This window comes from Janthinobacterium sp. GW821-FHT03C10, from assembly GCF_059420865.1.
Genome location: NZ_JBWKUN010000003.1, coordinates 62799 through 87519 on the forward strand (window position 1 = coordinate 62799; position 24721 = coordinate 87519).

Annotated in this window: 21 protein-coding genes and 2 tRNA genes; 15 read left to right on the forward strand and 8 right to left on the reverse strand. The window is 62.6% G+C overall.

Features of this window, described 5'->3' with window-relative positions:
* The first annotated feature begins 187 nt into the window (after positions 1–187).
* From AC07VH_RS11490 to AC07VH_RS11520, 7 genes are all read left to right on the forward strand, one after another.
* A complete protein-coding gene (locus tag AC07VH_RS11490; RefSeq protein WP_494787939.1) occupies positions 188–1903 on the forward strand; it encodes a methyl-accepting chemotaxis protein in 1716 nt (571 codons plus the stop codon).
* Positions 1904–1974: 71 nt separating this feature from the next.
* Complete coding sequence (locus tag AC07VH_RS11495) at positions 1975–2847, forward strand: CheR family methyltransferase (RefSeq protein ID WP_035826600.1); 873 nt, start codon at positions 1975–1977, stop codon at positions 2845–2847.
* 9 nt (positions 2848–2856) lie between these two features.
* Positions 2857–3465: a chemoreceptor glutamine deamidase CheD gene (cheD, locus tag AC07VH_RS11500; RefSeq protein WP_034758343.1), complete on the forward strand. Its 609-nt coding sequence runs from the start codon at positions 2857–2859 to the stop codon at positions 3463–3465.
* Between the two features lie 107 nt (positions 3466–3572).
* Positions 3573–4643 carry a protein-glutamate methylesterase/protein-glutamine glutaminase gene (locus AC07VH_RS11505; protein WP_475413560.1) on the forward strand — a complete coding sequence of 357 codons (1071 nt, stop codon included), beginning with the start codon at positions 3573–3575 and terminating at the stop codon, positions 4641–4643.
* Positions 4644–4790: 147 nt separating this feature from the next.
* Complete coding sequence (cheY, locus tag AC07VH_RS11510) at positions 4791–5189, forward strand: chemotaxis response regulator CheY (RefSeq protein ID WP_026132837.1); 399 nt, start codon at positions 4791–4793, stop codon at positions 5187–5189.
* Positions 5190–5664: 475 nt separating this feature from the next.
* On the forward strand, positions 5665–7908 hold the full coding sequence (locus AC07VH_RS11515; RefSeq protein ID WP_494787941.1) for an SGNH/GDSL hydrolase family protein: 2244 nt from the start codon (positions 5665–5667) through the stop codon (positions 7906–7908).
* A 35-nt stretch (positions 7909–7943) separates the two neighbouring features.
* Entirely contained in the window at positions 7944–8534 is a 591-nt protein-coding gene (locus AC07VH_RS11520) for a cohesin domain-containing protein (protein ID WP_494787942.1), read from the forward strand.
* Between the two features lie 287 nt (positions 8535–8821).
* On the opposite strand, the gene AC07VH_RS11525 is transcribed toward AC07VH_RS11520, so the two are convergent.
* Entirely contained in the window at positions 8822–9574 is a 753-nt protein-coding gene (locus AC07VH_RS11525; protein ID WP_494787943.1) for an SDR family oxidoreductase, read from the reverse strand.
* Positions 9575–9855: 281 nt separating this feature from the next.
* Here AC07VH_RS11525 and AC07VH_RS11530 point away from each other — a divergent pair, with 281 nt between their 5' ends.
* Positions 9856–10308, forward strand: coding sequence for a hypothetical protein (locus AC07VH_RS11530; protein WP_494787944.1), 453 nt, complete (start codon positions 9856–9858; stop codon positions 10306–10308).
* A 39-nt stretch (positions 10309–10347) separates the two neighbouring features.
* Here the strand turns inward: AC07VH_RS11530 and panC are convergent, their stop codons facing one another.
* The 5 genes from panC to metG form a co-directional block, all read right to left on the reverse strand.
* Positions 10348–11187, reverse strand: a complete 840-nt coding sequence (panC, locus tag AC07VH_RS11535) for a pantoate--beta-alanine ligase (protein ID WP_489628140.1) — start codon at positions 11185–11187, stop codon at positions 10348–10350.
* Between the two features lie 54 nt (positions 11188–11241).
* Positions 11242–12174, reverse strand: coding sequence for a segregation and condensation protein A (locus tag AC07VH_RS11540; RefSeq protein WP_489628139.1), 933 nt, complete (start codon positions 12172–12174; stop codon positions 11242–11244).
* 17 nt (positions 12175–12191) lie between these two features.
* A complete protein-coding gene (locus tag AC07VH_RS11545; protein ID WP_034778041.1) occupies positions 12192–12401 on the reverse strand; it encodes a DUF3460 family protein in 210 nt (69 codons plus the stop codon).
* A 107-nt stretch (positions 12402–12508) separates the two neighbouring features.
* Positions 12509–12988 (reverse strand): GNAT family N-acetyltransferase, encoded by a 480-nt coding sequence (locus tag AC07VH_RS11550; RefSeq protein WP_070219744.1) that lies wholly within the window; start codon positions 12986–12988, stop codon positions 12509–12511.
* A 19-nt stretch (positions 12989–13007) separates the two neighbouring features.
* Positions 13008–15161, reverse strand: a complete 2154-nt coding sequence (metG, locus tag AC07VH_RS11555; RefSeq protein WP_494787945.1) for a methionine--tRNA ligase — start codon at positions 15159–15161, stop codon at positions 13008–13010.
* A 160-nt stretch (positions 15162–15321) separates the two neighbouring features.
* On the opposite strand from metG, the gene apbC reads away from it, so the two are divergent.
* The 3 genes from apbC to AC07VH_RS11570 all read left to right on the forward strand — a co-directional run bounded on the left by apbC (position 15322) and on the right by AC07VH_RS11570 (position 18853).
* Complete coding sequence (gene apbC, locus AC07VH_RS11560) at positions 15322–16410, forward strand: iron-sulfur cluster carrier protein ApbC (protein ID WP_070219730.1); 1089 nt, start codon at positions 15322–15324, stop codon at positions 16408–16410.
* Positions 16411–16630: 220 nt separating this feature from the next.
* The gene (locus tag AC07VH_RS11565; RefSeq protein WP_494787946.1) at positions 16631–17038 is read left to right on the forward strand and encodes a DUF4399 domain-containing protein; all 408 of its coding nucleotides are present in this window, start codon (positions 16631–16633) and stop codon (positions 17036–17038) included.
* Between the two features lie 138 nt (positions 17039–17176).
* Positions 17177–18853 (forward strand): alkaline phosphatase family protein, encoded by a 1677-nt coding sequence (locus AC07VH_RS11570; protein ID WP_494787947.1) that lies wholly within the window; start codon positions 17177–17179, stop codon positions 18851–18853.
* A gap of 122 nt (positions 18854–18975) precedes the next feature.
* On the opposite strand, the gene AC07VH_RS11575 is transcribed toward AC07VH_RS11570, so the two are convergent.
* Complete coding sequence (locus tag AC07VH_RS11575; protein WP_494787948.1) at positions 18976–20541, reverse strand: phospholipase D family protein; 1566 nt, start codon at positions 20539–20541, stop codon at positions 18976–18978.
* 63 nt (positions 20542–20604) lie between these two features.
* Positions 20605–21843 (reverse strand): diaminopimelate decarboxylase, encoded by a 1239-nt coding sequence (gene lysA / locus AC07VH_RS11580; protein WP_475413553.1) that lies wholly within the window; start codon positions 21841–21843, stop codon positions 20605–20607.
* A 159-nt stretch (positions 21844–22002) separates the two neighbouring features.
* Here lysA and AC07VH_RS11585 point away from each other — a divergent pair, with 159 nt between their 5' ends.
* The 4 genes from AC07VH_RS11585 to AC07VH_RS11600 all read left to right on the forward strand — a co-directional run bounded on the left by AC07VH_RS11585 (position 22003) and on the right by AC07VH_RS11600 (position 24721).
* A complete protein-coding gene (locus AC07VH_RS11585; protein WP_494787949.1) occupies positions 22003–22914 on the forward strand; it encodes a LysR family transcriptional regulator in 912 nt (303 codons plus the stop codon).
* A gap of 70 nt (positions 22915–22984) precedes the next feature.
* A complete protein-coding gene (gene gltX / locus AC07VH_RS11590; protein WP_494787950.1) occupies positions 22985–24391 on the forward strand; it encodes a glutamate--tRNA ligase in 1407 nt (468 codons plus the stop codon).
* A 124-nt stretch (positions 24392–24515) separates the two neighbouring features.
* Positions 24516–24591 (forward strand) — tRNA-Ala (locus AC07VH_RS11595).
* A 54-nt stretch (positions 24592–24645) separates the two neighbouring features.
* Positions 24646–24721, forward strand: a tRNA-Glu gene (locus AC07VH_RS11600).

A 24721-nucleotide genomic window follows, 5' to 3' on the forward strand; every position in this document is an offset into this window, starting at 1 on the left:
GTGCGAGCACTGCTAGCTGCGGGCAACGCCGCACAGCGCCGGTTATGGAAGTCAGAAATCATAATAATTTATTGGGGGTTACTTGCTAGAGGCGCGCCGGCAGGCTGCAAGGTCCGACAGAGACCCGGCCATAACACGGCGCCGTCCGGTTGAACGGGCGCCGTTCACATAAATATTGGAGACTGTAATGAGTTTGCGCGATTTCAAGATAGGCACCCGGCTGGGGATAGGTTTTGGCAGCATCCTCGCCATCCTGGTGGTGGTGATCGTTTCGGCGAATGCCCTGAATTACCGTAACAAGGCTCAGTTGCTCTCGGGCCTGGAGCTGGCAAGCGAAAAGAATACGCAGGCGTCGCTGATGAAAAGCGCGATGCTGGAAACCGGCATCGCCATGCGCAACATCGGCCTGCAGGGCGATGTGGGCCTGATGCAGGTGGAAGAGGGCAAGGTGCGCGAGCAGCGCAAGCTGTACGACGGCGCGCGCGGCAAGCTGGCCACCTTGGGCCTGTCCGATGGCGAGAAGGCGCTGCTGGCCAACATCGCCAAGGCCGACGGCGAAGTCGATGCCGCCTTCAAGGAGGCGATGGGGCAGGTGCTGGCGTTTAACAGCGAGGGCGCGGCGAAGGTGATCGCCACCCACATCGACCCCTTGAACAAGGCGACCCTGGCCGATATCAACAAGCTGCTCGACTTGCAGCATGTGGCGCAGCAAAGCTTCATGGACGATTCGCTGGCGGCCGATGCGCGCCTGATGACGGTACTGTTCATCCTGGGCGGGGCGGCGGTGGCGATCGGCGCCTGGTGCGCCATCTTCATCACGCGCTCGATCACGGTGCCGCTGTCGGGCGCCCTGGCCGTGGCGCAGAAAGTGGCTGCCGGCGAGCTGACCTCGCGCGTGGTGGTCGAGGGCAAGGATGAAACGAGCGCCCTGCAGCAGGCATTGAAGGACATGAACGCGAGCCTGGTGCAGACGGTCAGCGACGTGCGCACGGGAACCGACACCATCACCGTGGCGTCGCGCGAGATCGCCAGCGGCAATGCGGACCTGTCGGCGCGCACGGAAACGCAGGCCAGTTCGCTCGAAGAGACGGCATCGTCGATGGAAGAACTGACGTCGACCGTGAAGCAGAACGCGGACAACGCGCGCCAGGCCAACCAGCTGGCCGTGTCGGCGTCGTCGGTGGCGGAGCAGGGCGGCAAGGTGGTGGCGCAAGTGGTCGACACGATGGGTTCCATCAAGGACAGTTCGCGCAAGATCGTCGATATCATCGGCGTCATCGACGGCATTGCGTTCCAGACGAATATCCTGGCGCTGAATGCGGCCGTCGAAGCGGCGCGCGCGGGCGAACAGGGACGCGGTTTTGCGGTGGTGGCGTCGGAGGTGCGCAATCTGGCCCAACGATCGGCCGGCGCGGCGAAGGAAATCAAGGGCCTGATCGGCGACTCGGTCGACAAGGTCGATGCCGGCAGCCGCCTGGTGGACGAAGCGGGACAGACCATGGGCCTGATCGTCACGTCGATCCGGCAGGTGGCCGACATCATGGGCGAGATCACGGCGGCGACGCAGGAACAGAGCCATGGCATCGAGGAAGTGAATCAGGCCATCGCGCAGATGGACCAGATGACGCAGCAAAATGCGGCGCTGGTCGAGGAAGCGGCGGCGGCGGCCGAAAGCATGCAGGACCAGGCGCAGAAACTGGCCGACGCCGTCAGCATCTTCAAGCTGGACGGCGAGAGCGCGGCGCAGGCGGCCATGCCCGCGCCAGTAGTCAAAGCGGCGGCACGGCCGGCGCCTGCAGTGGCGGCAACTACACGGCGGTTGGCAAAGACGGCGCAAGCCGGCACGCCACCGCCGGCGAAAAAGCTGGCGGCGGCCGGCGGCGACGATTGGGAAGAGTTCTGACGCCGACCCGGTCCCGCTAGTTATACTTGCAAAGGCATTGGTCAGAGTAGTCATAGAGAGGTAAAAACAAAATGCCGCAAACTAAAACGGATTCGGTCAAGGAATTTGATTTCACTGGCAAGGACTTCGAACGGGTCCGCGCCATGATTTACAAGCGGGCCGGCATCGCGCTGGCCGACAGCAAGCAGGAGATGGTGTACAGCCGCCTGGCCAGGCGCCTGCGCGCGACGGGCATCTCCTCGTTCGTCCGCTACCTGGACGACCTGGAGGCGGGCCGCATGGGCGACGAATGGGAAGCGTTCACGAATGCGCTGACGACCAACCTGACGTCGTTCTTCCGCGAGGCGCATCACTTCCCGCTGCTGGCCGAGCATGTGAAAAAACTGAGCGGGCCGATCACCATCTGGTGTTCGGCCAGTTCCACCGGCGAAGAGCCGTATTCGATCGCCATGACGGTGTGCGAGGCGTTCAATACGCTCACGCCGCCGGTCACCATCATCGCCACGGACATCGACACGAACGTGCTGGCCACGGCCGCCAATGGCGTCTACAACCTGGACCGGCTCGACAAGATGCCGGCCGACCGCGCGCGGCGTTTCTTCTTGCGCGGCAAGGGCGACCGCGAAGGGCAGGTGCGGGTGCGCCCGGAACTGCGCCAGATGATCACCTTCAAGCCGCTCAACCTGCTGGCCGACGGCTGGCCGTTGACGGGCCAGTTCGACGTCATCTTTTGCCGTAACGTGATGATTTATTTTGACAAGGCGACGCAGCGCAAGATCCTGTCGCGCTTTGTGCCCTTGATGAAGCCCGATGCCCTGCTGTTCGCGGGCCATTCGGAGAATTTTCTGTACGTGTCGGATTCATTGAAGCTGCGCGGTAAAACAGTCTATGAGCTCGATCAGCCTCGGGGCGCCGCGCCCAAGGCATCGTCGCATCGTACATGAGAGTGAGATATGAGCCTGGAATCCAAAGAGCAATTCGCCACTAACGTCTATTACGACAGGACGTTCAATTGTGACGCCGCCAAGATCTTGCCTGGTGAGTATTACTTTACCAACAAGGACATGCTGATCGTCACCGTGCTCGGCTCCTGCGTCTCGGCCTGCATCCGCGACCGTGTCACGGGCCTGGGCGGCATGAACCATTTCATGCTGCCCGACGGCGGCAGCGATCCGAACAGCCCGATTTCCGCGTCGATGCGCTATGGCACCTATGCCATGGAAATCCTGATCAACGATTTGCTGAAGGCCGGCGCGCGGCGCGAGAACATGGAAGCGAAAGTGTTCGGCGGCGGCGCCGTGCTGCGCGGCTTCACGGCGATCAACGTGGGCGAGCGCAATGCGGCCTTCGTCATCAATTACCTGAAGGCGGAAAAGATGCGCGTGGTGGCCGAAGACCTCAACGACATCCACCCGCGCAAGGTGTATTTCTTCCCCCGCAGCGGCAAGGTGCTGGTGAAAAAGCTGATGCAGACGCACAACGACACGCTGGTGCGCCGCGAACTCGATTACGCCAGCCGCCTCAAGGTCGCGCCGGTGGGCGGCGAGGTCGAACTGTTCTAGTGACAGCGGACCAAACCTGCTGCGCGTCGCGCTGTGCGGCTTGCGCCGGTTTTGTCCGTTTACTAATTTAATAAAGAATAAGGGCCGCAAGGCCTGGAAGGATATTTATGAAGATCAAGGTATTGATCGTGGATGACTCGGCGCTGATCCGCAGCGTCATGACGGAAATCGTGAACAGCCAGCCCGACATGGAAGTGGTGGGGGCGGCGCCCGATCCGCTGGTGGCGCGCGAGATGATCAAGCAGACCAACCCCGACGTGCTGACCCTCGATGTCGAGATGCCGAAGATGGATGGCCTGGACTTCCTGGAAAAGCTGATGCGCTTGCGCCCGATGCCGGTGCTGATGGTGTCGTCGCTGACCGAGCGCGGTTCGGAAATCACCATGCGCGCGCTGGAACTGGGTGCCGTCGATTTCGTCACCAAGCCGAAGATTTCCATCCAGAGCGGCATGCGCGAGTACACGGACATGATCGCCGACAAGATCCGCGCCGCCTCGAAGGCGCGCATCCGCGCGCGCACCCTGCCGTCGGCCGGCGACAAGGCGGCCGCGCCGCTGCCTGCGCTGCGCAGCCCGTTGACGTCGAGCGAGAAGCTGATCATCGTGGGCGCCTCGACGGGCGGCACGGAAGCTATCCGCGAATTCCTCATGCAGATGCCGTCCGATTGCCCCGGCATCCTGATCACGCAGCACATGCCGGAAGGCTTTACGCGCTCGTTTGCGCGCCGCCTCGATTCGCTGTGCAAGATCTCGGTGCAGGAAGCGGCGGGCGGCGAACGCGTGCTGCCCGGCCACGCCTATATCGCACCCGGCCATTCGCACCTGACACTGACGCGCAGCGGCGCCAACTACATGACCAAGATCGACCAGGGCGAACCGGTGAACCGCCACCGCCCGTCCGTCGATGTGCTGTTCCGTTCGGCCGCGCAATCGGCCGGGAAAAATGCCGTCGGCGTGATCCTTACCGGCATGGGCAAGGACGGCGCACAAGGCATGTTGGAGATGAAGGCCGCAGGAGCGTATAATTTTGCGCAGGATGAAGCCAGTTGCGTGGTGTTCGGCATGCCGCGCGAGGCGATCGCCGTCGGCGCTACGCATGAGGTCGGCGCTCTGACGGCGCTGCCTGGCATGGTGCTGGGACACCTGGCGGCGCACGGCATGCGTGCTTTGCGCGTGTAAGCCACGTTTTATATGATCTGAGGCAAGTTTGTTCGCCTAAAAGCAACGAAAATGCTATCCTACAACTTGCTGCCGTAGTGTCGACCATAATGTCGGCATTCATGTCGATATTATTAACAAACCGCTACAGAAACAACGGAGTTATTCATGGCTGATCCAAAGATGAAATTTTTAGTCGTTGACGATTTTTCGACGATGCGCCGCATTGTCCGGAATCTGTTGAAGGAACTGGGTTATGCCAACGTCGATGAGGCGGAAGACGGCGTGATGGGCCTGGCCAAGCTGCGCGCGGAATCGTTCGATTTCGTCGTCTCGGACTGGAACATGCCGAACATGGATGGTCTGACGATGCTGCAGCATATCCGCGCCGATCCCGCACTGGCCAAGCTGCCCGTGCTGATGGTGACCGCCGAAGCGAAAAAAGAAAACATCATCGCCGCCGCGCAAGCCGGCGCCAGCGGTTATGTCGTCAAGCCGTTCACGGCCGCGACCCTCGATGAAAAGCTGAACAAGATTTTCGAGAAGCTGGAAAAAGCCGGCGCCTGATCACGGTTTGATTTGCTTCAAGAAAAAACGCTGCCGGTGCGAACTGGCGGCGTTTTTTTTATCTCTTTTTCGTAAACGGCCTTCTTGGCGCTTCGCCGCCACCGCGGCATCAGTGTCGACGGAAATATCGTGCCCGGGTTGGGCGAGGTCCGCATGCGGATTGCAAGCCGCCCGTTGAACGAAGGCAGCTTGGGCAGTCCTCCGAGATGATGCCGCTACCCGGCGGCGTGATGCGATCATCGATCAAATCAGCACTGCGCTCAAGACATCCCTGCGCGGATGCCGCCCCTGGCTGCCGATGCCGGATTTTTTTACATTCCCGCCGCACTGGTCCGTTGAGCCAAATAAATACATTGAAAAATCAACCACTTGCGGCGAATGGCACAGGCTTTGCATAGTTCGGCCTGGCGCACCAGCCCAGCAGATCGTTGGACTTGGCGCTACTTCGATGCCCTGCAGCCCGTCCGGAGGATTTATGCCCCGCAATTTCCCCATCCAAGCCATCCTGTTTTCATGGACGCGGCAGATCCTGCGCGCCTTCATCTTGCTGTGGTGGCTGAGCGCGGCATCGCTCGCCTGCGCGGACGAGCCGCCACTGCAGATCAAAGTGATGCCGCTGGGCGATTCGCTGACGGCCGGCTATCCCTTGAGGCCGGAGCGCAGCTACCGGCTGAAGCTGCTCACCGACCTGCTGGCGGCCGGCAAGAAAATCGACTACGTCGGCGGCGGTCATGACCCCGTCGACCCGCCCAACTACCTTGCCCATCAAGGCGCCGTGGGCGCCACGGTCGCCGATATCACCGGCGCGGCAGCATGGAACACCTTCCAGCCGGCCATCATCCTGCTGATGGCCGGCACCAACGATTTCAGGCAAATCGACATCCGCTCCGGTTTCGGCCCCCTGGGCCTGGTCGCCTTGGCCAGCGAGCTTGCCACGCTGATCCAGAAAATCAACAAGGACTATCAGGACCGCGGAGAGAAAGTGGAGATCTTTGTCTCGTCCATCCCGCCGATGGGCTATCCCCTCGACGGCACCGGGCCAAAGGTAACGCATACCCTGCTCGATTACCTGAAATCACAAGGACTCTCGTTTGAAATAGTCGGCGGCCAAAGCGGCGCGGTCGATCAGGCGAAGTTCACCAGCGCGGTGAACGCCTTCCTGAACCGCAAGAAATTAAATCCTGATCTGGGCAGTATCTTCCGCGCGGCAGATGCTGACGGCGATGCCGTCCTGGCGGAGAGCGAGTACGAGGTTGCGCTCCGCTTGCTGGGCGAATTCATTCTGAACAAATACATTGGCGACTACAACAACAATGTCCGCACGCTGGCAACGGAGCGTAACAATACCCATTTTGTGGACGCCGGCGCGCAACTGACGCTGGCGGACTTCACGGACGGCACCCATCCGGCCACCCAGCAGGGCTACGACAAGCTGGCGCCCGCCTGGTTCGCCTCCCTGCAGGCATTTTTCGCCAGCAATACGCATTACTGGATCAATGGCAGCGGTTTCTGGGAAGAAGGCAATAACTGGTCCGACACTCCGGACGGGACGGGCGGCACCGTCCAGCCGACGGGCGGGACAGTGTATCTGCTGCAGCATGACGATATTGACCGGACCGTGACGCGCGACAGCGCCGCGGCGCCGGCCCAGTTGCTCGACCTCAGGATCGATGCCAGCGGCAGCGGCAACATGACGCTACGCGCGCAGGCGGGCCTGGAAGCCATGCTGACCGCCGTCGGAATAGTCGGCAAAGGCCGGCTGGAACAGACCGAAGGAACCATGATCACGCCGACCCTGGTGCTCGGTGCAACGGCGGGCGGTTCAGGCGTCTACGTGCTCGACGGCGTGGACGCCACGCTCAGGTCCGAGGTGGAGGATATCGGCTTTAACGGCAGCGGCAGCTTTACACAGGACAATGGCAGCAACGAGGTGCTGCGCCGCCTGACCCTGGGCTACGGCGCCGGCGGTGTCGGCAGCTACACCTTGAACCAGGGCATCCTGTCCAGCAACGAAGAATGGGTGGGCATCGATGGCACTGGCGTGTTCATCCAGAATGGCGGCACCCACCAGATCGAAGCCAAGGGTCCGATTCTCAGCGGCTTCGAGGGCACGCTGTCGATCGGCGGCGGGCATAGCGCCTACACGCTGGCGCGCGGCGCCCTGAGCGCGCTGTTTATCTACAACAACGGCACCTTCGACTACACCGGCGGCACACTCCAAGCCCAGTTCGTCAATAACGGCGTGTTGCGGCTGCGGGGCATACGCCAGATCAAGGGCGACCTGTTTTTGCCGTTTAATGGGCAGATCCAACTGCCGGACGCCTTTGCCAGCAGCAACCCGACGCGGCTCGAGGTCGCGGCCGGCGCGGAGCTGGAGGGCGAGATCTACGTGACGCTGGCCCCCGGCGTCACGCTCCGGCCGGGCGATAGCACCGAAATCCTGCGCGCGGGCGGTGGCATCTCGCCCGTGCCGGGCGTGCTGCGCCTGCCCTTGCTTCCAGGCAAACTCATCTTGCGCGGAGAGTTAGTCGAGCAAAACCATGCGCTGCGCATCACGGTCGGCGAGGTCAACTGTGCCGACGTGGCGCAGGTCCGCCTCAGGCTGGGACAGCGGGGCCCCCGCTTGAATGGCGACGTCAACAACGATGGCGTGGTCGATGTGCGGGACCTGGCCTTGATCGCGCGCAAGCTGCCGGCAGGCACCACTTGCCCGTTTTGATTCAAATCCAACCCGAACCTGAAGAGGAGCACAACATGGCCACCCGACTGACATCGATTTGCCTCTGGGCCCTGGGCGCCTTGCTGGCCTGTAGCCTCCAGGCCCGTGCCGCCCCGATCATCAACATCGTGCCCGAGTCCTTGTTCTTGCCGCAGGACCAAAGCTTTGGCGTCAATATTGTGATCCATGACGCCACCGACCTGTTCGCCTTTCAGTTCGACCTGTCGTTCGATCCCAGGCTGCTATCGGCCACCAGCGTCGCCGAAGGCGGCCTGCTGCCCGGCGGCGGTCCCACCATCTTCTTTCCCGGCACAATCGACAATGTGGCGGGACGAATCTCGTTCACGCTGGGCACGCTGACCGACAGCTTGCCCGGCGTGAACGGCAGCGGCGCCCTGGCGGGCATCCTGTTCCGCTCGCGTAACACCAGCGGCATCGCTGCGCTCAGCCTGTCGGACATCATCCTGCTCGATGCGAACCTGTCCGACATCGCCTTCAATGCGCCGTTGCCCGCGCAGATCGCGGTGGTGCCGGAGCCGGGCACGCTGGCGCTGCTGGCGCCCATGCTGCTGGGCATGGCCTGGCTGCTGAGGCGCCGCTATCCATGCCTGTCGCCACAGGAATAATGCGCGCCGCCGCATTCATGCGCAACACTGCGCGGGTGGCTAGCGGGGCTTCTGCCGGAGACACCACGGCGTCGGCGATTCCCCTGGCGCCAGAAAATGGCACCCAACGGCGCTGGCGACCCCATGCTCGATTGCCACCAGGCCGGCGGAGATGGCGTCACTGCCGTCGCTGCCGATCATCGGCATCGATGCGGAGTGATCCGTGGAAAACTGGCGTCCGAATTCAAAATCTAGTGCGGTGAGCATCGCAGACGGCAACGCGCGACGCACAGCATGCATGGCTGGTGCTATACCAGGCCGCCGTTCGCGCGCAAGGTCTGGCCGTTGATCCAGCGGCCATCGGGGCCGCACAGGAAGGCTACGGCGGCGGCGATGTCCTCCGGCGTGCCCAGGCGTTCCAGCGGCGCCATCTTGCCCATGCTTTGTATCGTCTCTTCCGTCTTGCCGTTCAAGAACAGGGCCGTGGCCGTGGGGCCGGGGGCGACGGCGTTGACGGTAATGTTCTTGCCGCGCAATTCCTTGGCGAAGATAGCCGTCATCGTCTCGATGGCCGCCTTGGTGGCGCCGTAGACGGCATAGCCGGGCAGGGCCAGGCCGGTCACGCTGGTCGAGAAGTTGAGCACGCTGCCGCCGTGGCGCAAGCGCGTCGCTGCCTGGCGCATGGTGTTGAAGCTGCCCTTGACGTTGATGGCGAACAGGCTGTCGAAGGTGGCGTCGTCCGTATCGGCCAGGGTGGGCAGCGCGGGCGGCATGATGCCGGCGTTGTTGACCAGCACGTCGATGCCGCCATAGGCAGCCTCGGCCGCATCGAACAGCGCTTGCACCTCGCCCGCATCGGCCACGTTGGCCTTGACGGCGATGGCGGCGCCGCCTTCGGCCGCGATGGCCGCCACCAGCGCATCCGCCGCCTCCCTGCCGCTGGCGTAATTGACGACGACTTGCACGCCGTCGCGCGCCAGGCGGCGGGCGATGGCCGCGCCGATGCCGCGCGAGGCGCCCGTGACGATGGCGACCCTGGCGGGGATGGTTGCTGTATTCATGGTGCTCTCCTGTCGTGGTGGCGGCCCGCATGGGCCAGTGCAGCCATTGTGATCTGTATCGATTCATGGATAAAGATGGTGATATGGATTTCAATGTGCAAATTCCATTAACAATCATTGCTGGCCTGGCTGGTATGGAGCGGTATGGTCGCGCCGGCTGCAGGAAATTGCGTAAGAGAATGAAATATTTCCTAAAGTTAACTTTACACGTCAAATAATTTGGCCCATGATCGCTGCAGTATTCCCCCTTTGTCCCCGACCCCGACAAGAAGGAGCGCAACATGCGCCGAGCACCCGTATTGTTTTTCGCCCTGAGCGCGGCCTTGCTGGCAGCTTGCGGCGTGAGCCTTGAACAAACCGCTGTCGTGCCTGTCGCGTCCGTCGAGATGCAGGAGCCGGCCGCGCAGTGGCCTGCCGAAGGCGATGGCCGGCATGCCTATCTGCACCGCGTGGGGGGCCGCGATTATGTCAGCCTGAGCCAGCATGGTCCCGAGGGCGGCTTGCCGATACGCACGGGAACGCAGCGCCATGCGCACGCCATCCGCCTGCTGGCAGCCGACCCGGCCCAGGTCCGGGCCATCCTGCGCAGCCTGAGGCTGCCTGCGAATCAGCGCAAGCTGTGGGCGGGCGAGGAAATCGTGCTCGATGCGGCCAGCTATGAGCTGTTGCAAGCGGCACGCGGCAGCAACAAGCCGCTGTTTGCCGAACTCAAGCTGGTGGGGATGGAGAAGTAATAAAAGAAACGGGGCCGAACGGCCCCGCTGTGACTGCGCTTAAATTTCCAGGTTGTCGATCAAACGTGTCTGCCCCAGCTTGGCGGCGGCCAGCACCACCAGCGGTTCGCCCGCGGCCAGTTCGGCGGCATTCGGCGCTTGCAGGTTGGCGCGCTTGCGCACGGCGATGTAGTCCGATTTCCAGCCGCGGCTGTTCAACAGTTGCATGCTGGCTTGTTCCAGTTCGCCCACGGCCAGGTTGCCCTTGCGCACTTCCTCGGCGACGAAATTGAGGCCCTTGAACAGTTCCGGCGCTTCCGCCCGTTCGCTTTCCGACAAGTACATATTGCGCGAGGACAAAGCCAGGCCATCGTCTGCCCGGTAGGTTTCTGCGGCGATGATTTCCGTCGGCAGCGCGAACTGGCGCGCCATGTTGCGGATGATCATCAGTTGCTGGTAATCTTTCTTGCCGAACACGGCCACGCGCGGACCCACGCACGAGAACAGCTTGGTGACGACCGTGCACACGCCTTCGAAGAAGCCGGGGCGGAATTCGCCTTCCAGGGTATTGCCCAGGTCATCGGGCGGGCGCACGCGGTATTCCTGCGGCTCCGGGTACAGTTCCTTTTCCGTCGGCGCGAACAGCACGTACACGCCTTCCTTTTCCAGCTTGGCGATGTCGGCCGCCATGGTGCGCGGATATTTCTCGAAGTCTTCGTTCGGCCCGAATTGCAGGCGGTTCACGAAGATCGAGGCGACGACGGGGTCGCCATGCTTGCGCGCCAGGCGCATCAGCGACAGATGGCCTTCGTGCAGGTTGCCCATGGTGGGGACGAACGCCGTGCGCAGCTGTCCGCTGAGCTGGTCGCGCAATTCTTCAATGTCGGAAATAATTTTCATGGATTGCTTTCGCTAAAACCCCGTTGTACGGTGGTCAGTGACAAAGGGAAGGGATCAGGCGGGCGAATACGCCAGCCGGACGTAGATGGGGGCAAACGGTTCTGCCTGCGTGATTTCGATCAGGGTTTCCTTGGCCAGTTCCAGCAAGGCCACGAAGTTGACCACCACCACGGGCACGCCGCCGGCAATGTCGAACAGCTCGCTGAATTCGACGAAGCGCGACGACTGCAAGTGGCGCAGGATGCTCGACATGTGCTCGCGCACGGACAGTTCCTGGCGGCTGATGCGGTGATGCTGGGTCAGCTTGGCGCGTTTCAGCACGTCGAGCCACGCCTGCTGCAAGTCCACCGGTTCCACGTCGGGCCAGGTGGGCGTCAGGCTTTGCTCGATGAAAATCTGCGTGCGCACGAAATCGCGCTCGAACTGGGGAATGGCGTTCAGGTCGTAGGCGGCCAGCTTGATCTGCTCGTACTCGAGCAGGCGGCGCACCAGTTCGGCGCGGGGGTCGCCGCCATCTTCCTCGACGTCGCTCTTGCGCGATGGCAAGAGCATGCGCGATTTGATCTCGATCAACATCGCCGCCATCAGCAGGTACTCGGCGGCCAGTTCCAGGTTGCGCACGCGGATCTGGTCGACGTATTTCAGATATTGCAGGGTCACCTGCGCCATCGGAATGTCGAGAATGTTGAAGTTTTGCTTGCGGATCAGGTAGAGCAGCAAGTCGAGCGGGCCTTCGAAGGCTTCGAGGAAGATTTCCAGCGCGTCCGGCGGAATGTACAGATCCGTCGGCATGCGCAGCATGGGCTCGCCATACAGGCGGGCGATGCCCAGCGGGTCGGCGGCGGGCGCCGCGTCCGTTACCTCGGCTGCAGATGCTGCAGGGTCGCCGCTGCCGTCGCCATCGGCGACAGGTTCGGGCGACTCGATGACTGCGCCGGCACCGGAAGCGTCGGCTTCCGGCGTGACTGCAGACTCTTCAGGCAACATCGTGCCGGTTCCAGGTCTTAGTTCTTGTTCTGGTAAACGTAAGCCTGTTGCTTGACGGCCGACGCCAGCTGGCGCTCCTGCTCATCGATGCTGACGGCTGGCTTGTCCCACAGCAGGGCGCGGCCCGCTTGCTGGCCCGCTTCCATGCCAGGATTCTTGGCCTTCAGTTCGGCGATGAACAAGGTGTGGTCGGATACGTAGTTGTTGTGTTTTGCAGGCAGTTTCATATTCTCTTCTGAGTGTCTTATGGGTAAGGTCAGCCGGCCGTATTTTACCGCGCCGTGCGGCTTGGCGGGTTGTTGTATCGGCAAGTCCGGGGCGAAATTGCTAAAAATCAATAACGCAACAGGCGCCGCATCACCATCGGCGCCGGTTCGGCGGGGTTGGCGTGCGAATATTCCAGTTCTTCGGCCAGCTCGAATTCGAAGGCCGCATAAAAATCGATCAGCTTGCGCTGGTCGCGCCGTACGGCCAGGCGCAATTCCTCGGCCTGACACGACAGGCCGTGATGAATGATGGCTTCGAGCAAGTGCTGCGAGACGTGGCTGCCCCGGTAGGCGGGCAGCACGCCCATGCGTGAAATCTTCCAGATGGCGGGGTCGCTGTCGAGCGGCATCCAGCGCAGCGAACCGGCTGGAATGTCGTCGATCAGCAACAGAAAACCGCCGCCGTGGCGCAATTGCGCTTCCACCTGCTGCGCCGTCTCGTGGTGCCCGCTGGACGAGGCCGCCACCTTGCCGGCCCACGCGGCGCGGGTCAGCTCGGCCATCAGTTGTGCATCGGCATTTGTTGCTTCGCGCACCACGATATTCATCATCGGTCCTTGTGCGGGCTTAGCGGATGCGCATGCCAGGTTCCGCGCCCGGCCACGGGTTCAGGATGTAGATGCCCGGATTGGCCTTCTCGTCGGCGGCGGAGGCGGCCATGACCATGCCTTCCGAAATGCCGAACTTCATCTTGCGCGGCGCCAGATTGGCCACCAGCACCGTCAGCTTGCCGATCAGTTCTTCCGGCTGGTAGGCCGAGCGGATGCCCGAGAACACATTGCGCAAGCGGCCTTCGCCCGCATCCAGGGTCAGGCGCAGCAGCTTGTCGGAGCCGTCGACCAGTTCGCAGTTGACGATCTTGGCGATGCGCAGGTCGACCTTGAGGAAGTCGTCGATCTTGATTTCGGGCGCCAGTTCCTCGATGGCGGCAGCGGCAGGGGCTGCTGCGGCGTCGTTGGCCGCGTCGCCGGCCGGCGCCGCGATGGCGGCGGCCGCTTGCGGTGCATCAAACAGCGCTTCGATCATCTTTGCATCCATGCGCGTCATCAAGTGGCTGTAGGCGCCGATGGTACGGCCCAGCATGCTGTTCGAGACGGCGTCGCCGAACACTTGCGTATCGGCCCAGGTGAACTCGGCGTCGTTGAGGAACGATGCCACGTTCTTCGCCACGCCCGGCAGCACCGGCGACAGCAGGATCGTCAGCTGGCGGAACAGGATCAGCGCCGTCGTGCACACGTCGTGCAGTTCGGCCGTCTTGTCCGCATCCTTGGCCAGAATCCATGGTTTGTTTTCATCGACATACTGGTTGGTGATGTCGGCGATTTCCATGATCTCGCGCAAGGCCTTGCCGAATTCGCGGTTCTCGAAGTGCGCGGCGATGCTGGCCTGGCGCTCGACGATGACGCCGTTCACGTCCACCGTCAGCGCGCGGTTGATCCAGCTTTGCGCGCCTTCCGACAGCGTCGATGCCAGCTTGCCGTCGAAGCGCTTGGCGATGAAGCCGGCGCAGCGGCTGGCGATGTTCACGTACTTGCCGATCAGGTCGCTGTTCACGCGGGCGACGAAATCTTCGCCGTTGAAATCCAGGTCTTCCACTTTCGAGTTCAGCTTGAAGGCGATGTAGTAGCGCAGCCATTCCGGGTTCATGCCCAGGTCCAGGTAGCGCAGCGGCGAAATGCCGGTGCCGCGCGACTTCGACATCTTTTCGTTGTTAACCGTCAGGAAGCCGTGCACATTGACTTTCAGTTTGTCGATCACCGGGTGATTGGCAAATTTCAGCATGGCAGGCCAGAACAGCAGGTGGAAGGAAACGATGTCCTTGCCGATGAAATGGATCTGTTCCGTCGTCGGGTCATTCAGGAAGGCGTCGAAATCGATGCCTTTCTTGTCGCAATAGTTTTTCAGGCTGGCCAGGTAGCCGACGGGCGCGTCCATCCACACATAGAAGAACTTGCCCGGCGCATCGGGAATCGGGATGCCGAAGTAGGGCGCATCGCGCGAAATGTCCCAGTCGGCCAGCTTTTCGCCCGCCTCGCCCAGCCACTCGCTGACCTTGTTGACCATTTCCGGCTGCAAGCGGCCTGGCGTATTCAGCCAATCCTTGAGGAATTCGAAGCAGCGCGGGTCGGACAGCTTGAAGAAATACTGTTCCGACGGCTTCATCACGGGCGTCGCGTTGGTGAACACGGAGAACGGGTTGACCAGGTCGGTCGGCTGGTAAGCCGCGCCGCACACTTCGCAATTGTCGCCGTACTGGTTCTTGGCGCCGCATTTCGGGCATTCGCCCTTGATGTTGCGGTCGGCCAGGAACATGCCCTTGACCGGGTCGAAGAAGCGGTCGACGGTTTTCGTGACGATCAGGCCCGTATCGCGCAGCTTGCGGTAGATCGATTGCGACAGATCAACGTTCTCCGGCGAATCGGTCGAATACCAGTTGTCGAAGGCGATGTGGAAGCCATCGAGGTACTGGGCGCGGCCGGCCGCGATGTTGGCGACGAATTGCTGCGGCGTGATGCCTTCCTTTTCGGCGGCGATCATGATGGGCGTGCCATGCGTATCGTCGGCGCCCACAAAGTGCACTTCACGGCCGGCTTCGCCATCGCGTTGCATTCGCTGGAACCGGACCCAGATATCGGCCTGGATGTATTCCATGATGTGGCCAATGTGAAAAGCGGCGTTTGCGTAAGGCAGGGCAGTGGTGACGAACAGCTTGCGAGTCATGATTGATGCACTTTTGGGATGGATAATAGGACATTTTAACAGCGGAAAGGCAATATGAGCAGATGCAGCGCCGGCAAGTGATGCTTTTGCCGCCATCGCACCACGCAAATTTGCGCTAGACTGCGCGTATTGCACATATGTAGTACACACGGAGATTTACATGAGCATCACAGTAGAAGACGTCAAGGCCGCGCTGGCCCAGGTTATTGATCCAAATACACATAAAGATTTCGTTTCCAGTAAAACCGTCAAGAATCTGAAGGTCGATGGCAGCGACATTTCGCTCGACATCGAACTGGGCTATCCCGCCAAGAGCCAGATCGACCTGATCCGCAAGTCCGTGCTGGCCGCCCTGCGCGTGCTGCCGGGCGTGGGCAACGTCAGCGTGGGCGTGTCGTCGAAGATCATTTCGCACACGGTGCAGCGCGGCTTGAAGCCGATGAGCAACGTGAAAAACATCATCGCCGTCGCTTCCGGCAAGGGCGGCGTTGGCAAATCGACCACGGCCGTCAACCTGGCCCTGGCCCTGGCCGCCGAAGGCGCCACCGTCGGCATGCTGGACGCCGATATCTATGGCCCGTCGCAGCCGATGATGCTGGGCATCAGCGGCCAGCCGAAGACGCTGGACGGCAAGAGCATGGAGCCGATGGAAAACCACGGCCTGCAAGTGTCGTCGATCGGCTTCATGATCGATCCGGACGAGCCGATGGTGTGGCGCGGCCCGATGGTCACGCAAGCCTTGCAGCAGTTGCTGGACCAGACCAACTGGCGCGACCTCGATTACCTGATCGTCGACATGCCGCCAGGCACCGGCGACATCCAGCTGACCCTGTCGCAGAAAGTACCCGTCACGGGCGCCGTGATCGTCACCACGCCGCAGGACATCGCGCTGCTGGACGCGCGCAAGGGTCTCAAAATGTTCGAGAAGGTCGGCATTCCGATCCTCGGCGTGGTGGAAAACATGAGCACGCACATCTGCTCGAACTGCGGCCATGCGGAAGAAATCTTCGGCGCCGGCGGCGGTGCGAAGATGTGCGCGGACTTCGGCGTGGAATTCCTCGGCGCCTTGCCGCTGACCATGGCGATTCGCCAGCAGACGGACTCGGGCACGCCCACCGTCGTGGCCGAGCCGGAAGGCCCTGTCGCCGTGATCTACAAGCAGATCGCCCGCACCATCGCCATCAAGGTGGCGGAAAAGGCGAAGGATATGACAAGTAAATTCCCGTCGATCGTGATCAAGAACGACTGATGGTTGGGTGGCCTTGCAAACCTGCTGCGCAGCTCACTTTCGGGTCGGCGTTACTCACCGTACTAAAGTACGGTTGCGTTACTCAACCCGACATTGAGCTTGCTCGCTACGGTTTTCAAGGCCACCAGTGGCACCATTGGCTTAACTCGTCCCCGGCGCCATGACCGCCAGGAATATGGTTTCATGCAGTCCATGTTGTTATTAAACAAGAGGAGACATCATGCAATTGAACACCGTATTCCTGCGCCAAGCCGCAGTCCTGCTTGCCGGCAGCCTGCTGGCCGCCAGCGCCTTCGCCCAATCCGTCTCGTTCGTCGAGCCGGTTGACGGCGCCACCGTCAGCAGCCCGTTCAAGGTCAAGTTTGCGATCCAAGGCATGGACGTCAAGCCGGCCGGCGACATGACGGCCAAGACGGGCCACCATCATCTGCTCATCAATTCGGGGCCGATGAAGGCGGGCGAGATGATACCCATGGATGACAAGCATTTGCATTTTGGCAAAGGTCAAACGGAAACGGACGTCACCTTGCCGCCGGGCCAGTACACCCTCACCATGCAGTTCGCCAATGGCGCGCACCAGTCATATGGACCGGAGTTGAGCAAAAGCATCAAGGTGACGGTCAAGTAAGTCAGATATATTGTCTGTTACGGCATAGGCCGGGTTCCAGCGATGGAGCCCGGTCTTTTTCTTGTTATTGCCTTTTGTCATCATTGCGTCATATAGTCGGCGTATGCTGCCCGGTGGCCTAACTTTTGATGAGTGGATATGACGAAACATTTCTCCCTTTCCCGGCAAGTGGCGCAGGCGCTGCTGGTGGTCGCTGGCGTGGCGGCGTGCCAGGCGCATGCGGCCAAGGTGGTTCCCACTGCCGTGGCGCAGCCAAAGCTGGTAGTCGTGCTGGTGGTCGACGGCTTGCCGCAGGAACAGGTGACGCGCTATCGCGAGCAGTTCGGCCAGGGCGGCTTCCGGCGCCTGCTGGAGCAGGGCGCGTGGTTCAGCGATGCGCACCAGGCGCATGGCATCACGGTCACCGCCATCGGCCACTCGGCCGTGCTGTCGGGCGCCTACCCGTACCAGCATGGCGTGATCGGCAATAACTGGATCGATCCCGTTACGAAAAAGTCCGTGTACTGCACCGAGGACGGCAATTTCCATTACATTGGCGAAGCAACGCAGCCGGACGACGGCACGGCGCCGACGAAGCTGCGCGTGAGCACCCTGGGCGACGAGCTGCGCTATGCCACGGGCGACCAGGCCAAGGTCGTCACCGTGTCGGGCAAGGACCGGGGCGCCATCCTGCTGGCCGGGAAAACGGGCACGGCCTATATGTACATGGAAAAGACGGGCAATTTCGCCAGCAGCACCTATTACATGCAGCAGCATCCGCAATGGGTGCAGCGCTACCAGGCGGCCAAACCGCAGGACCGTTATTATGGCAAGAGCTGGACGCCGCTGCTGGCCGATGCTGCCTATGCGCGCGACGCCCGTGATGATCTGGTGGCGGCCAAGCCGGGCACGCGCAATACCTTCCCGTTCGCCTATTACAGCGACAGCGGCAAGCTCGATGGCGAGTACTACAGCCGTTTGAAGTCCGGTCCCTTCCTCGATGAGCTGACCCTGGAATTCGCCCGCGCCGCCATCGATGGCGAGAATCTGGGCCGCAATCCGGCCGGCGTGCCCGACATCCTGGGCGTGAGCCTGTCCGCGCACGATTATGTGAACCATGCCTACGGCCCGGAAAGCAAGATGTCGCACGACCACCTGCAGCGTCTGGACCGCATGCTGGCCGGCTTCTTTAGCGACCTGGATAAAAAAGTCGGCATGGATAACGTGCTGGTGGTGCTGACGGCCGACCATGGCTTTGCCAACGTGCCGGAATTTGCCGAAACGCGCGGCTTTTCCGCCAAACGCATCGATGGCGCCAAGCTGGTCGATGCCTTGAGCCGGCACCTGGCGACGAGCCTGGGCATCGATAAACTGGTGACGACGTCGTCGCTGCCGAATATCTACCTCGACTACGCGCTGGCGGAAAAGAGCGGCATCCAGCGCGCCGCCCTGGAAGACGCGGCGGCCCGCTTCCTGCTGCAGCAGGACGGCTTGGCGCAAGTCTACACGCGCACGCAGATGGAAGCAGGCGCCGTGGCCACCCGCATGGACACGCTGATGCGCCGCGCCTGGAACCGCCAGCTGTCGGGCGACCTGATGGTCGTCACAAAGCCGGCCTGGTACTTTGGCAAGGGCAGCGGCGGCACCTCGCACGGCACGCCGTACACGTATGACACCAACGTGCCGCTGATGGTGTTCGGCCCCCGCTGGATCAAGCCGGGCGCCTATGGCCAGTACGCGGAAGTGGTCGACATCGCGCCTACGCTGGCCCACCTGCTGCGCATACGCCAGCCGTCCGCGTCGGAAGGGCGGATCTTGACGGAAGCGGTGCGGTAAAGGGCGGTACTGCGCGCTTGTCGGCTTGCGCGCTTTGCGCTAACCCGACCTACGATGACCTTGTAGGTCGGATTAGCGGGGCGCAGCCACGCGTCATCCGACAACATCGTCGGCAAAACCGATTACAGCAGCCAATCGATCGGCAGCACCGACAGAATCGCCACTCCCATGCGCTTCCACACGCTGGTGCCCGGTTCCGTGTCGTAGCGCGTGGTGGCGCCGCTGGCGTCGCGGGCGATCCAGTACAGCGCGCCGTCGTCGCCAAGCAGCACCTGGTAGGCGCGTTGCGGGATAGTGGTGCGCATGGCTTGCCCCAGCTGGCTGGCCAGCGCGGGGCTGTCGATGACGAGGCCCATTTCCGTGTTCAATTCGATCGAGCGCGGGTCGAAATTGAACGAGCCGACAAAGATGCGCCGGTCGTCGACGGCAAAGGTCTTCGCATGCAGGCTTGATGCGGAACTGCCGAAGCGGCCCGGCTGCTCGCGCGCGTCGCCGGCCTCCCACGAGCGGCGCGATTCATACAGCAGCACGCCCGCTTCCAGCAGCGGTTTCCTCCACTTTGCATAGCCCGCATGCACGGCCGCCACGTCGGTCGCTTCCAGCGCATTCGTCAGGATGCGCACGCCCACGCCTTTTTTCGCCAGGTCGGCAAAGGCTTGCGTGCCGGCTTTGCCGGGCACGAAATACGGCGACACCAGGTCCACTTCCTTTTCCGGCACGCCGAGCAGGTTTTGCAGGTTTTCCGCCACGCCCGTGCCTGGTCTGGCCTGGTTCAGCACCTTGGCCGGGTCGTCGCTGACCATGCGTGTGCGCGCCCATTCGAAGGGCAGGGTGCGTTCCATCATCTGCTTGACGAAGGGCGAGGTGCGCAGCGCCTGCACGTATTCCTCGGCGGCCCTGGTGTCGTCGATGCGGTCCGCCTCGGCGGCGATGGTGGCCGCGTCGCCGTCGACAGGACTGGTCAGCAGCAGGCTGGCCGGGTAAGCCGAGGCGCTGTTCCAGTAGCGGTCGAAATCCTGCGAGACCTCGCCGACGACGGGGCCGACGGCCAGCACGTCCAGGTCGGCGAACAGCACCTCGCCGGCCGCGCCAAAATATTCATCGCCCACATTGCGTCCGCCAACGATGGTGGCCTGGTTATCTGCCGTGAACGATTTATTGTGCATGCGCCGGTTCAGGCGCGAAAAATCCGTGGCAAAGGCCAGCGCGCGGGGAGAGCGGGGCAGGAAGGGGTTGAATAGGCGGATTTCCAGGTTCCGCTGCTTGCCCAGCATGGCCAGGGTCTGGTCCAGGCCCGCCGTATTGTTATCGTCGAGCAGCAGGCGCACGCGCACGCCACGTTCCGCCGCCTGGCGCAGGGCGTCGAACAGCAAGGTGCCCGTGATGTCCTTGTGCCAGATGTAGTACTGCACGTCCAGGCTGCGCTGGGCGGCGGCGGCCAGCAGGGCGCGCGCGGCAAAGGCGTCGCGTCCGTCGACCAGCGGATAGATGCCGGACACGCCGGGATGCTGCGCCACCATGGGCGCGATGGCCGTGGCCAATTGGGTGTGCTGTGTGTCTGCGATGACGGTGGAGGGGCTGCGGCCGTCCAGCGAGGGCAGTGTAGTGCAGCCGGCGAGGACGGCGGACAGCAGCAGGGGCAGCAGCAGCCGGGTGGCGCTGCGGAAGGGAAGTGCTTGGGCGGGCATGGCGGGCTTTCATCGAGTTGCCCCGATGTTAGCAGATGCGCATGCCCGCACGCGGGCGAGGATTTACAGTTGTTCCAGCGCGATCAGCTCGGCCACCGTCTGGCGGCGGCGGATCAGGCGGGATTGCGCCCCATCGACCAGGTATTCGGCTGCATGCGGGCGGCTGTTGTAGTTCGACGACATCGAGGCGCCATACGCGCCCGCGCCTTCGAAGACGACGTAGTCGCCCACCTGCGCTGCAGGTAGCAGGCGGGTTTCCACCACGCCGCCATCGCGCTGGGTAAACACGTCGCCCGATTCGCACAGGGGGCCGCCGACGACGGTGGCGTGCTGCTCATCAAGAGCGCGGCCGTCGTGCGCGATCACCGACATTTCATGGTAGCTGCCGTACATGGCGGGACGCATCAGTTCATTGAAGCCCGTATCGAGCAAGGTGAAATGGTTGCCGCCCATTTGCTTGGTGGCGCGCACTTCGGCCACCAGCAGGCCCGCGTCGGCCACGAGGAAGCGGCCCGGTTCGATTTCCAGGTGCACGGGATGGCCCAGGTGCGCCTCAATCTGCTTGCGCGCCGCATCCCACAGCTGGAAGTAGTGGTCCGTGTCGACGGGCTGCTCGCCTTCGCGGTAGGGCACGGACAGGCCGCCGCCCGTGGAAATGGCTTCCAGGTCATGGCCCATGTTCTTGACCAGGTCGACCATGGTGCCGCAGACGGTTTCCAGGTGGCTGTAGTCGACGCCCGAGCCGATATGCATGTGCAGGCCCACCAGGTGCAGGCCATGCGCGCGGATGACGGCCAGCGCTTCCGGCAGCTCTTCATGCCAGATGCCGTGCTTGCTGTTTTCGCCGCCCGTATTCGTCTTGTTGCTGTGGCCATGGCCATAGCCTGGATTGATGCGCAGCCAGACGCGGTGGCCGGGCGACACGGGGCCCAGCTGGCGCAGCATGTCGACGGAGCCGCAATTGACTTCGATCTTCGCTGCCGCCACGCGCGCCAGGGTGGCGCGGTCGAACAGGTCGCAGGTGAACACCACGCCGGCGGCGCCATTCGTTTGCGCCGGCGTAAAGCCTGCCTGCAGCGCACGCTCGATCTCGCCCAGCGAGACGGCGTCCACGTGCACGCCCGCTTCGCGCATCAGGGTGAGCAGATGGATGTTCGAGTTGGCCTTTTGCGCGAAGCGCACGGTGTCGAACTGCGCCAGCTGCGCGATGCGTGCGCGGATGGTGGCCGCGTCATACACCCACAGTGGCGTGCCGTGTTCCTGGGCGAGTTGGGCGAGGGTGGCGTCTGGCACTGGTTTCATGGTGGTGGTCTTTGTCGTGTGATGGGTGGTGTCGGAGGTGGTGTCGGATTACGCGGGCTTTGCCCGCTAATCCGACCTGCGATGCTGGCCATGATGCGGCTTTTCTGTGTAAACATAAAATATCCATTTAAGGTGACCTTATTCATTTATGATATGCACATGACCATTTCATTGCGCCATATCGAGGTTTTCCGCGCCATCATGACGACGGGCAGCGTGACGGCCGCCGCCACGATGCTGCACACCTCGCAGCCCACCGTCAGCCGCGAGCTGGCGCGCCTTGAACATTTGACGGGCCTGACCCTGTTCGAGCGCGAGCGGGGGCGGCTGCGCCCCACGGCCCAGGCGCTGCAGCTGTTCGAAGAAGTACAGCGCGCGTATTTCGGCCTGGAGCGCATCGTCAGCACGGCGGCGGCCCTGCGCCAGTTCGACCAGGGACAGCTGTCGATCGCCTGCCTGCCCGTGTTTTCCCAATCCTTGCTGCCGCAGGCCTGCAAGCGCTTCGTCGCCGATTTTCCCAAGGTGAGCATCAGCATCACGCCGCAGGAGTCGCCGCTGCTGGAAGAGTGGCTGTCGGCGCAGCGCCACGATATCGGCTTGACGGAAGTGGGCAATGCGCCGCCGGGCACCGCGCTCGACACCCTGATGTCCGTCGATGAAGTGTGCGTACTGCCCGACGGCCATGCGCTGGCCGGCAAGGCCGTGCTGCAGCCGGCCGATTTCGCGGGCCAGCCTTTCATCAGCCTGGCCGCCGTCGACCCCTACCGCCAGCAGATCGACGCCATCTTCGCGCAGGCCGGCGTGGAGCGGCGCATGGCGCTCGACACGCACAGCGCCGCCTCCGTGTGCGCCATGGTGCGCGAAGGCGTGGGCCTGGCCATCGTCAATCCGCTCACGGCGCTGGACTACGCGGGGCAGGGCTTGCAGATCCGCCGCTTTGCCGTGTCCCTGCCGTTCACCGTGAATCTGGTCAAGCCCCTGCACCGGCCCCTGTCGCAGCTGGTGGCCCTGTTCGAGCAGGCGCTGCATGCGCAGGCGGACGAGGTGAAAAGGCGCTTGCTGCAGCTGTGACGGCGCTTGTGGAGCGGCGGCGGTCAACAGAGTAAAATGGCGTTTTACTTATTCAAGCCTGATTACTTCGATGACCACAAACGCTACTCCCGTCCGTACCCGTTTCGCTCCCAGCCCGACCGGCTATCTGCATCTGGGCGGCGCCCGCACCGCTTTATACAGCTGGGCGTATGCCCGCCACTTCGGCGGCACTTTCGTGCTGCGCATCGAGGACACGGACGTGGAGCGTTCCACGCCGGAAGCCGTGCAAGCCATCATCGAAGGCATGAAGTGGCTGGGCCTGGACCACGACGAAGGCCCGTTCTACCAGATGGCCCGCATGGACCGCTACCGCGAAGTGGTGGCGCAGATGCTGGCCGAAGGCACGGCGTACCACTGCTACTCGTCGCCGGAAGAAGTCGAAGCGATGCGCGAGCGCATGCGCGCCGCCGGCGAAAAGCCACGCTACGACGGCACCTGGCGCCCGGAACCGGGCAAGACCCTGCCGGCCGTGCCGGCGGACCGCAAGCCCGTCGTGCGCTTCAAGAATCCGCTCGATGGCGACGTGACGTGGGACGACGTGGTCAAGGGCACGATCACGATCTCTAACCGCGAACTGGACGACCTGGTGATCGCGCGCCCGGACGGTACGCCAACCTACAACTTCTGCGTGGCCGTCGATGACTGGGACATGCAGATCACCCACGTGATCCGCGGCGACGACCACGTCAACAACACCCCGCGCCAGATCAACATCCTGCGCGCCATCGGCGCGCCGCTGCCGCTGTACGGTCACCTGCCGATGATCCTCGGCGCGGACGGCGAGAAGCTGTCGAAGCGCCATGGCGCCGTCAGCGTGATGGATTACCCGGCGCAGGGCTTCCTGCCGGAAGCGATGCTGAACTACCTGGCGCGCCTGGGCTGGAGCCATGGCGACGATGAAGTGTTCTCGACCGAGCAGTTCTGCGAGTGGTTCAACCTGAATCACCTGTCGAAATCGGCGGCCCAGTTCAACAATGAAAAACTGGCCTGGCTGAATAATCACTATATCAAGCAGGCCGACAATGCCCGTCTGGCCGACCTGGCGCGTCCGCAAATGGTCGCCGCCGGCGCCGTCTTCGAAGGCGCGCCTGATCTGGCGCAAGTGCTGGGCATGATGAAAGAGCGCGCCAACACCGTCAATGAGCTGGCTGCCGCCTCGATGCTGTTCTTCCGCGCGCCGCAGCCGGAAGCTGAACTGGCAACGCAGCACATCACGGACGCCATCAAGCCCGTGCTGGCGCAGTTTGCCGAGCGCATCGCCACGGTGGAGTGGAGCAAGGAAGCCGTGGCCGCCATGATCAAGGAAGTGCTGGCCGCCAACGCCATCAAGATGCCGCTGCTGGCCATGCCCTTGCGCCTGATCCTGACGGGCCAGCTGCAGACGCCGGCCATCGACCAGGTGGTCGTGATCTTCGGTCGCGACACCGTGCTGGCGCGCCTGGCAAAGTGGCTGTAATCGCCGCGCTGAATTGAGCGCGTAAACGCAGTGCGGAAACCGCCCCTATGAAAAGTTGCTCATAGACGAAAAAGGGTATTTGCAGAGTGAAACTTCTTTGCTATACTCTTGTTTCTGCACCAACGGGGGTATAGCTCAGCTGGGAGAGCGCTTGCATGGCATGCAAGAGGTCAGCGGTTCGATCCCGCTTACCTCCACCAGCAGCAATGATGTTGCTTGTTGAAGTGGTGCAGATGTTGTTTGGAAGTTCCGCGGTCCCCATCGTCTAGAGGCCTAGGACATCACCCTTTCACGGTGAGTACAGGGGTTCGAATCCCCTTGGGGACGCCA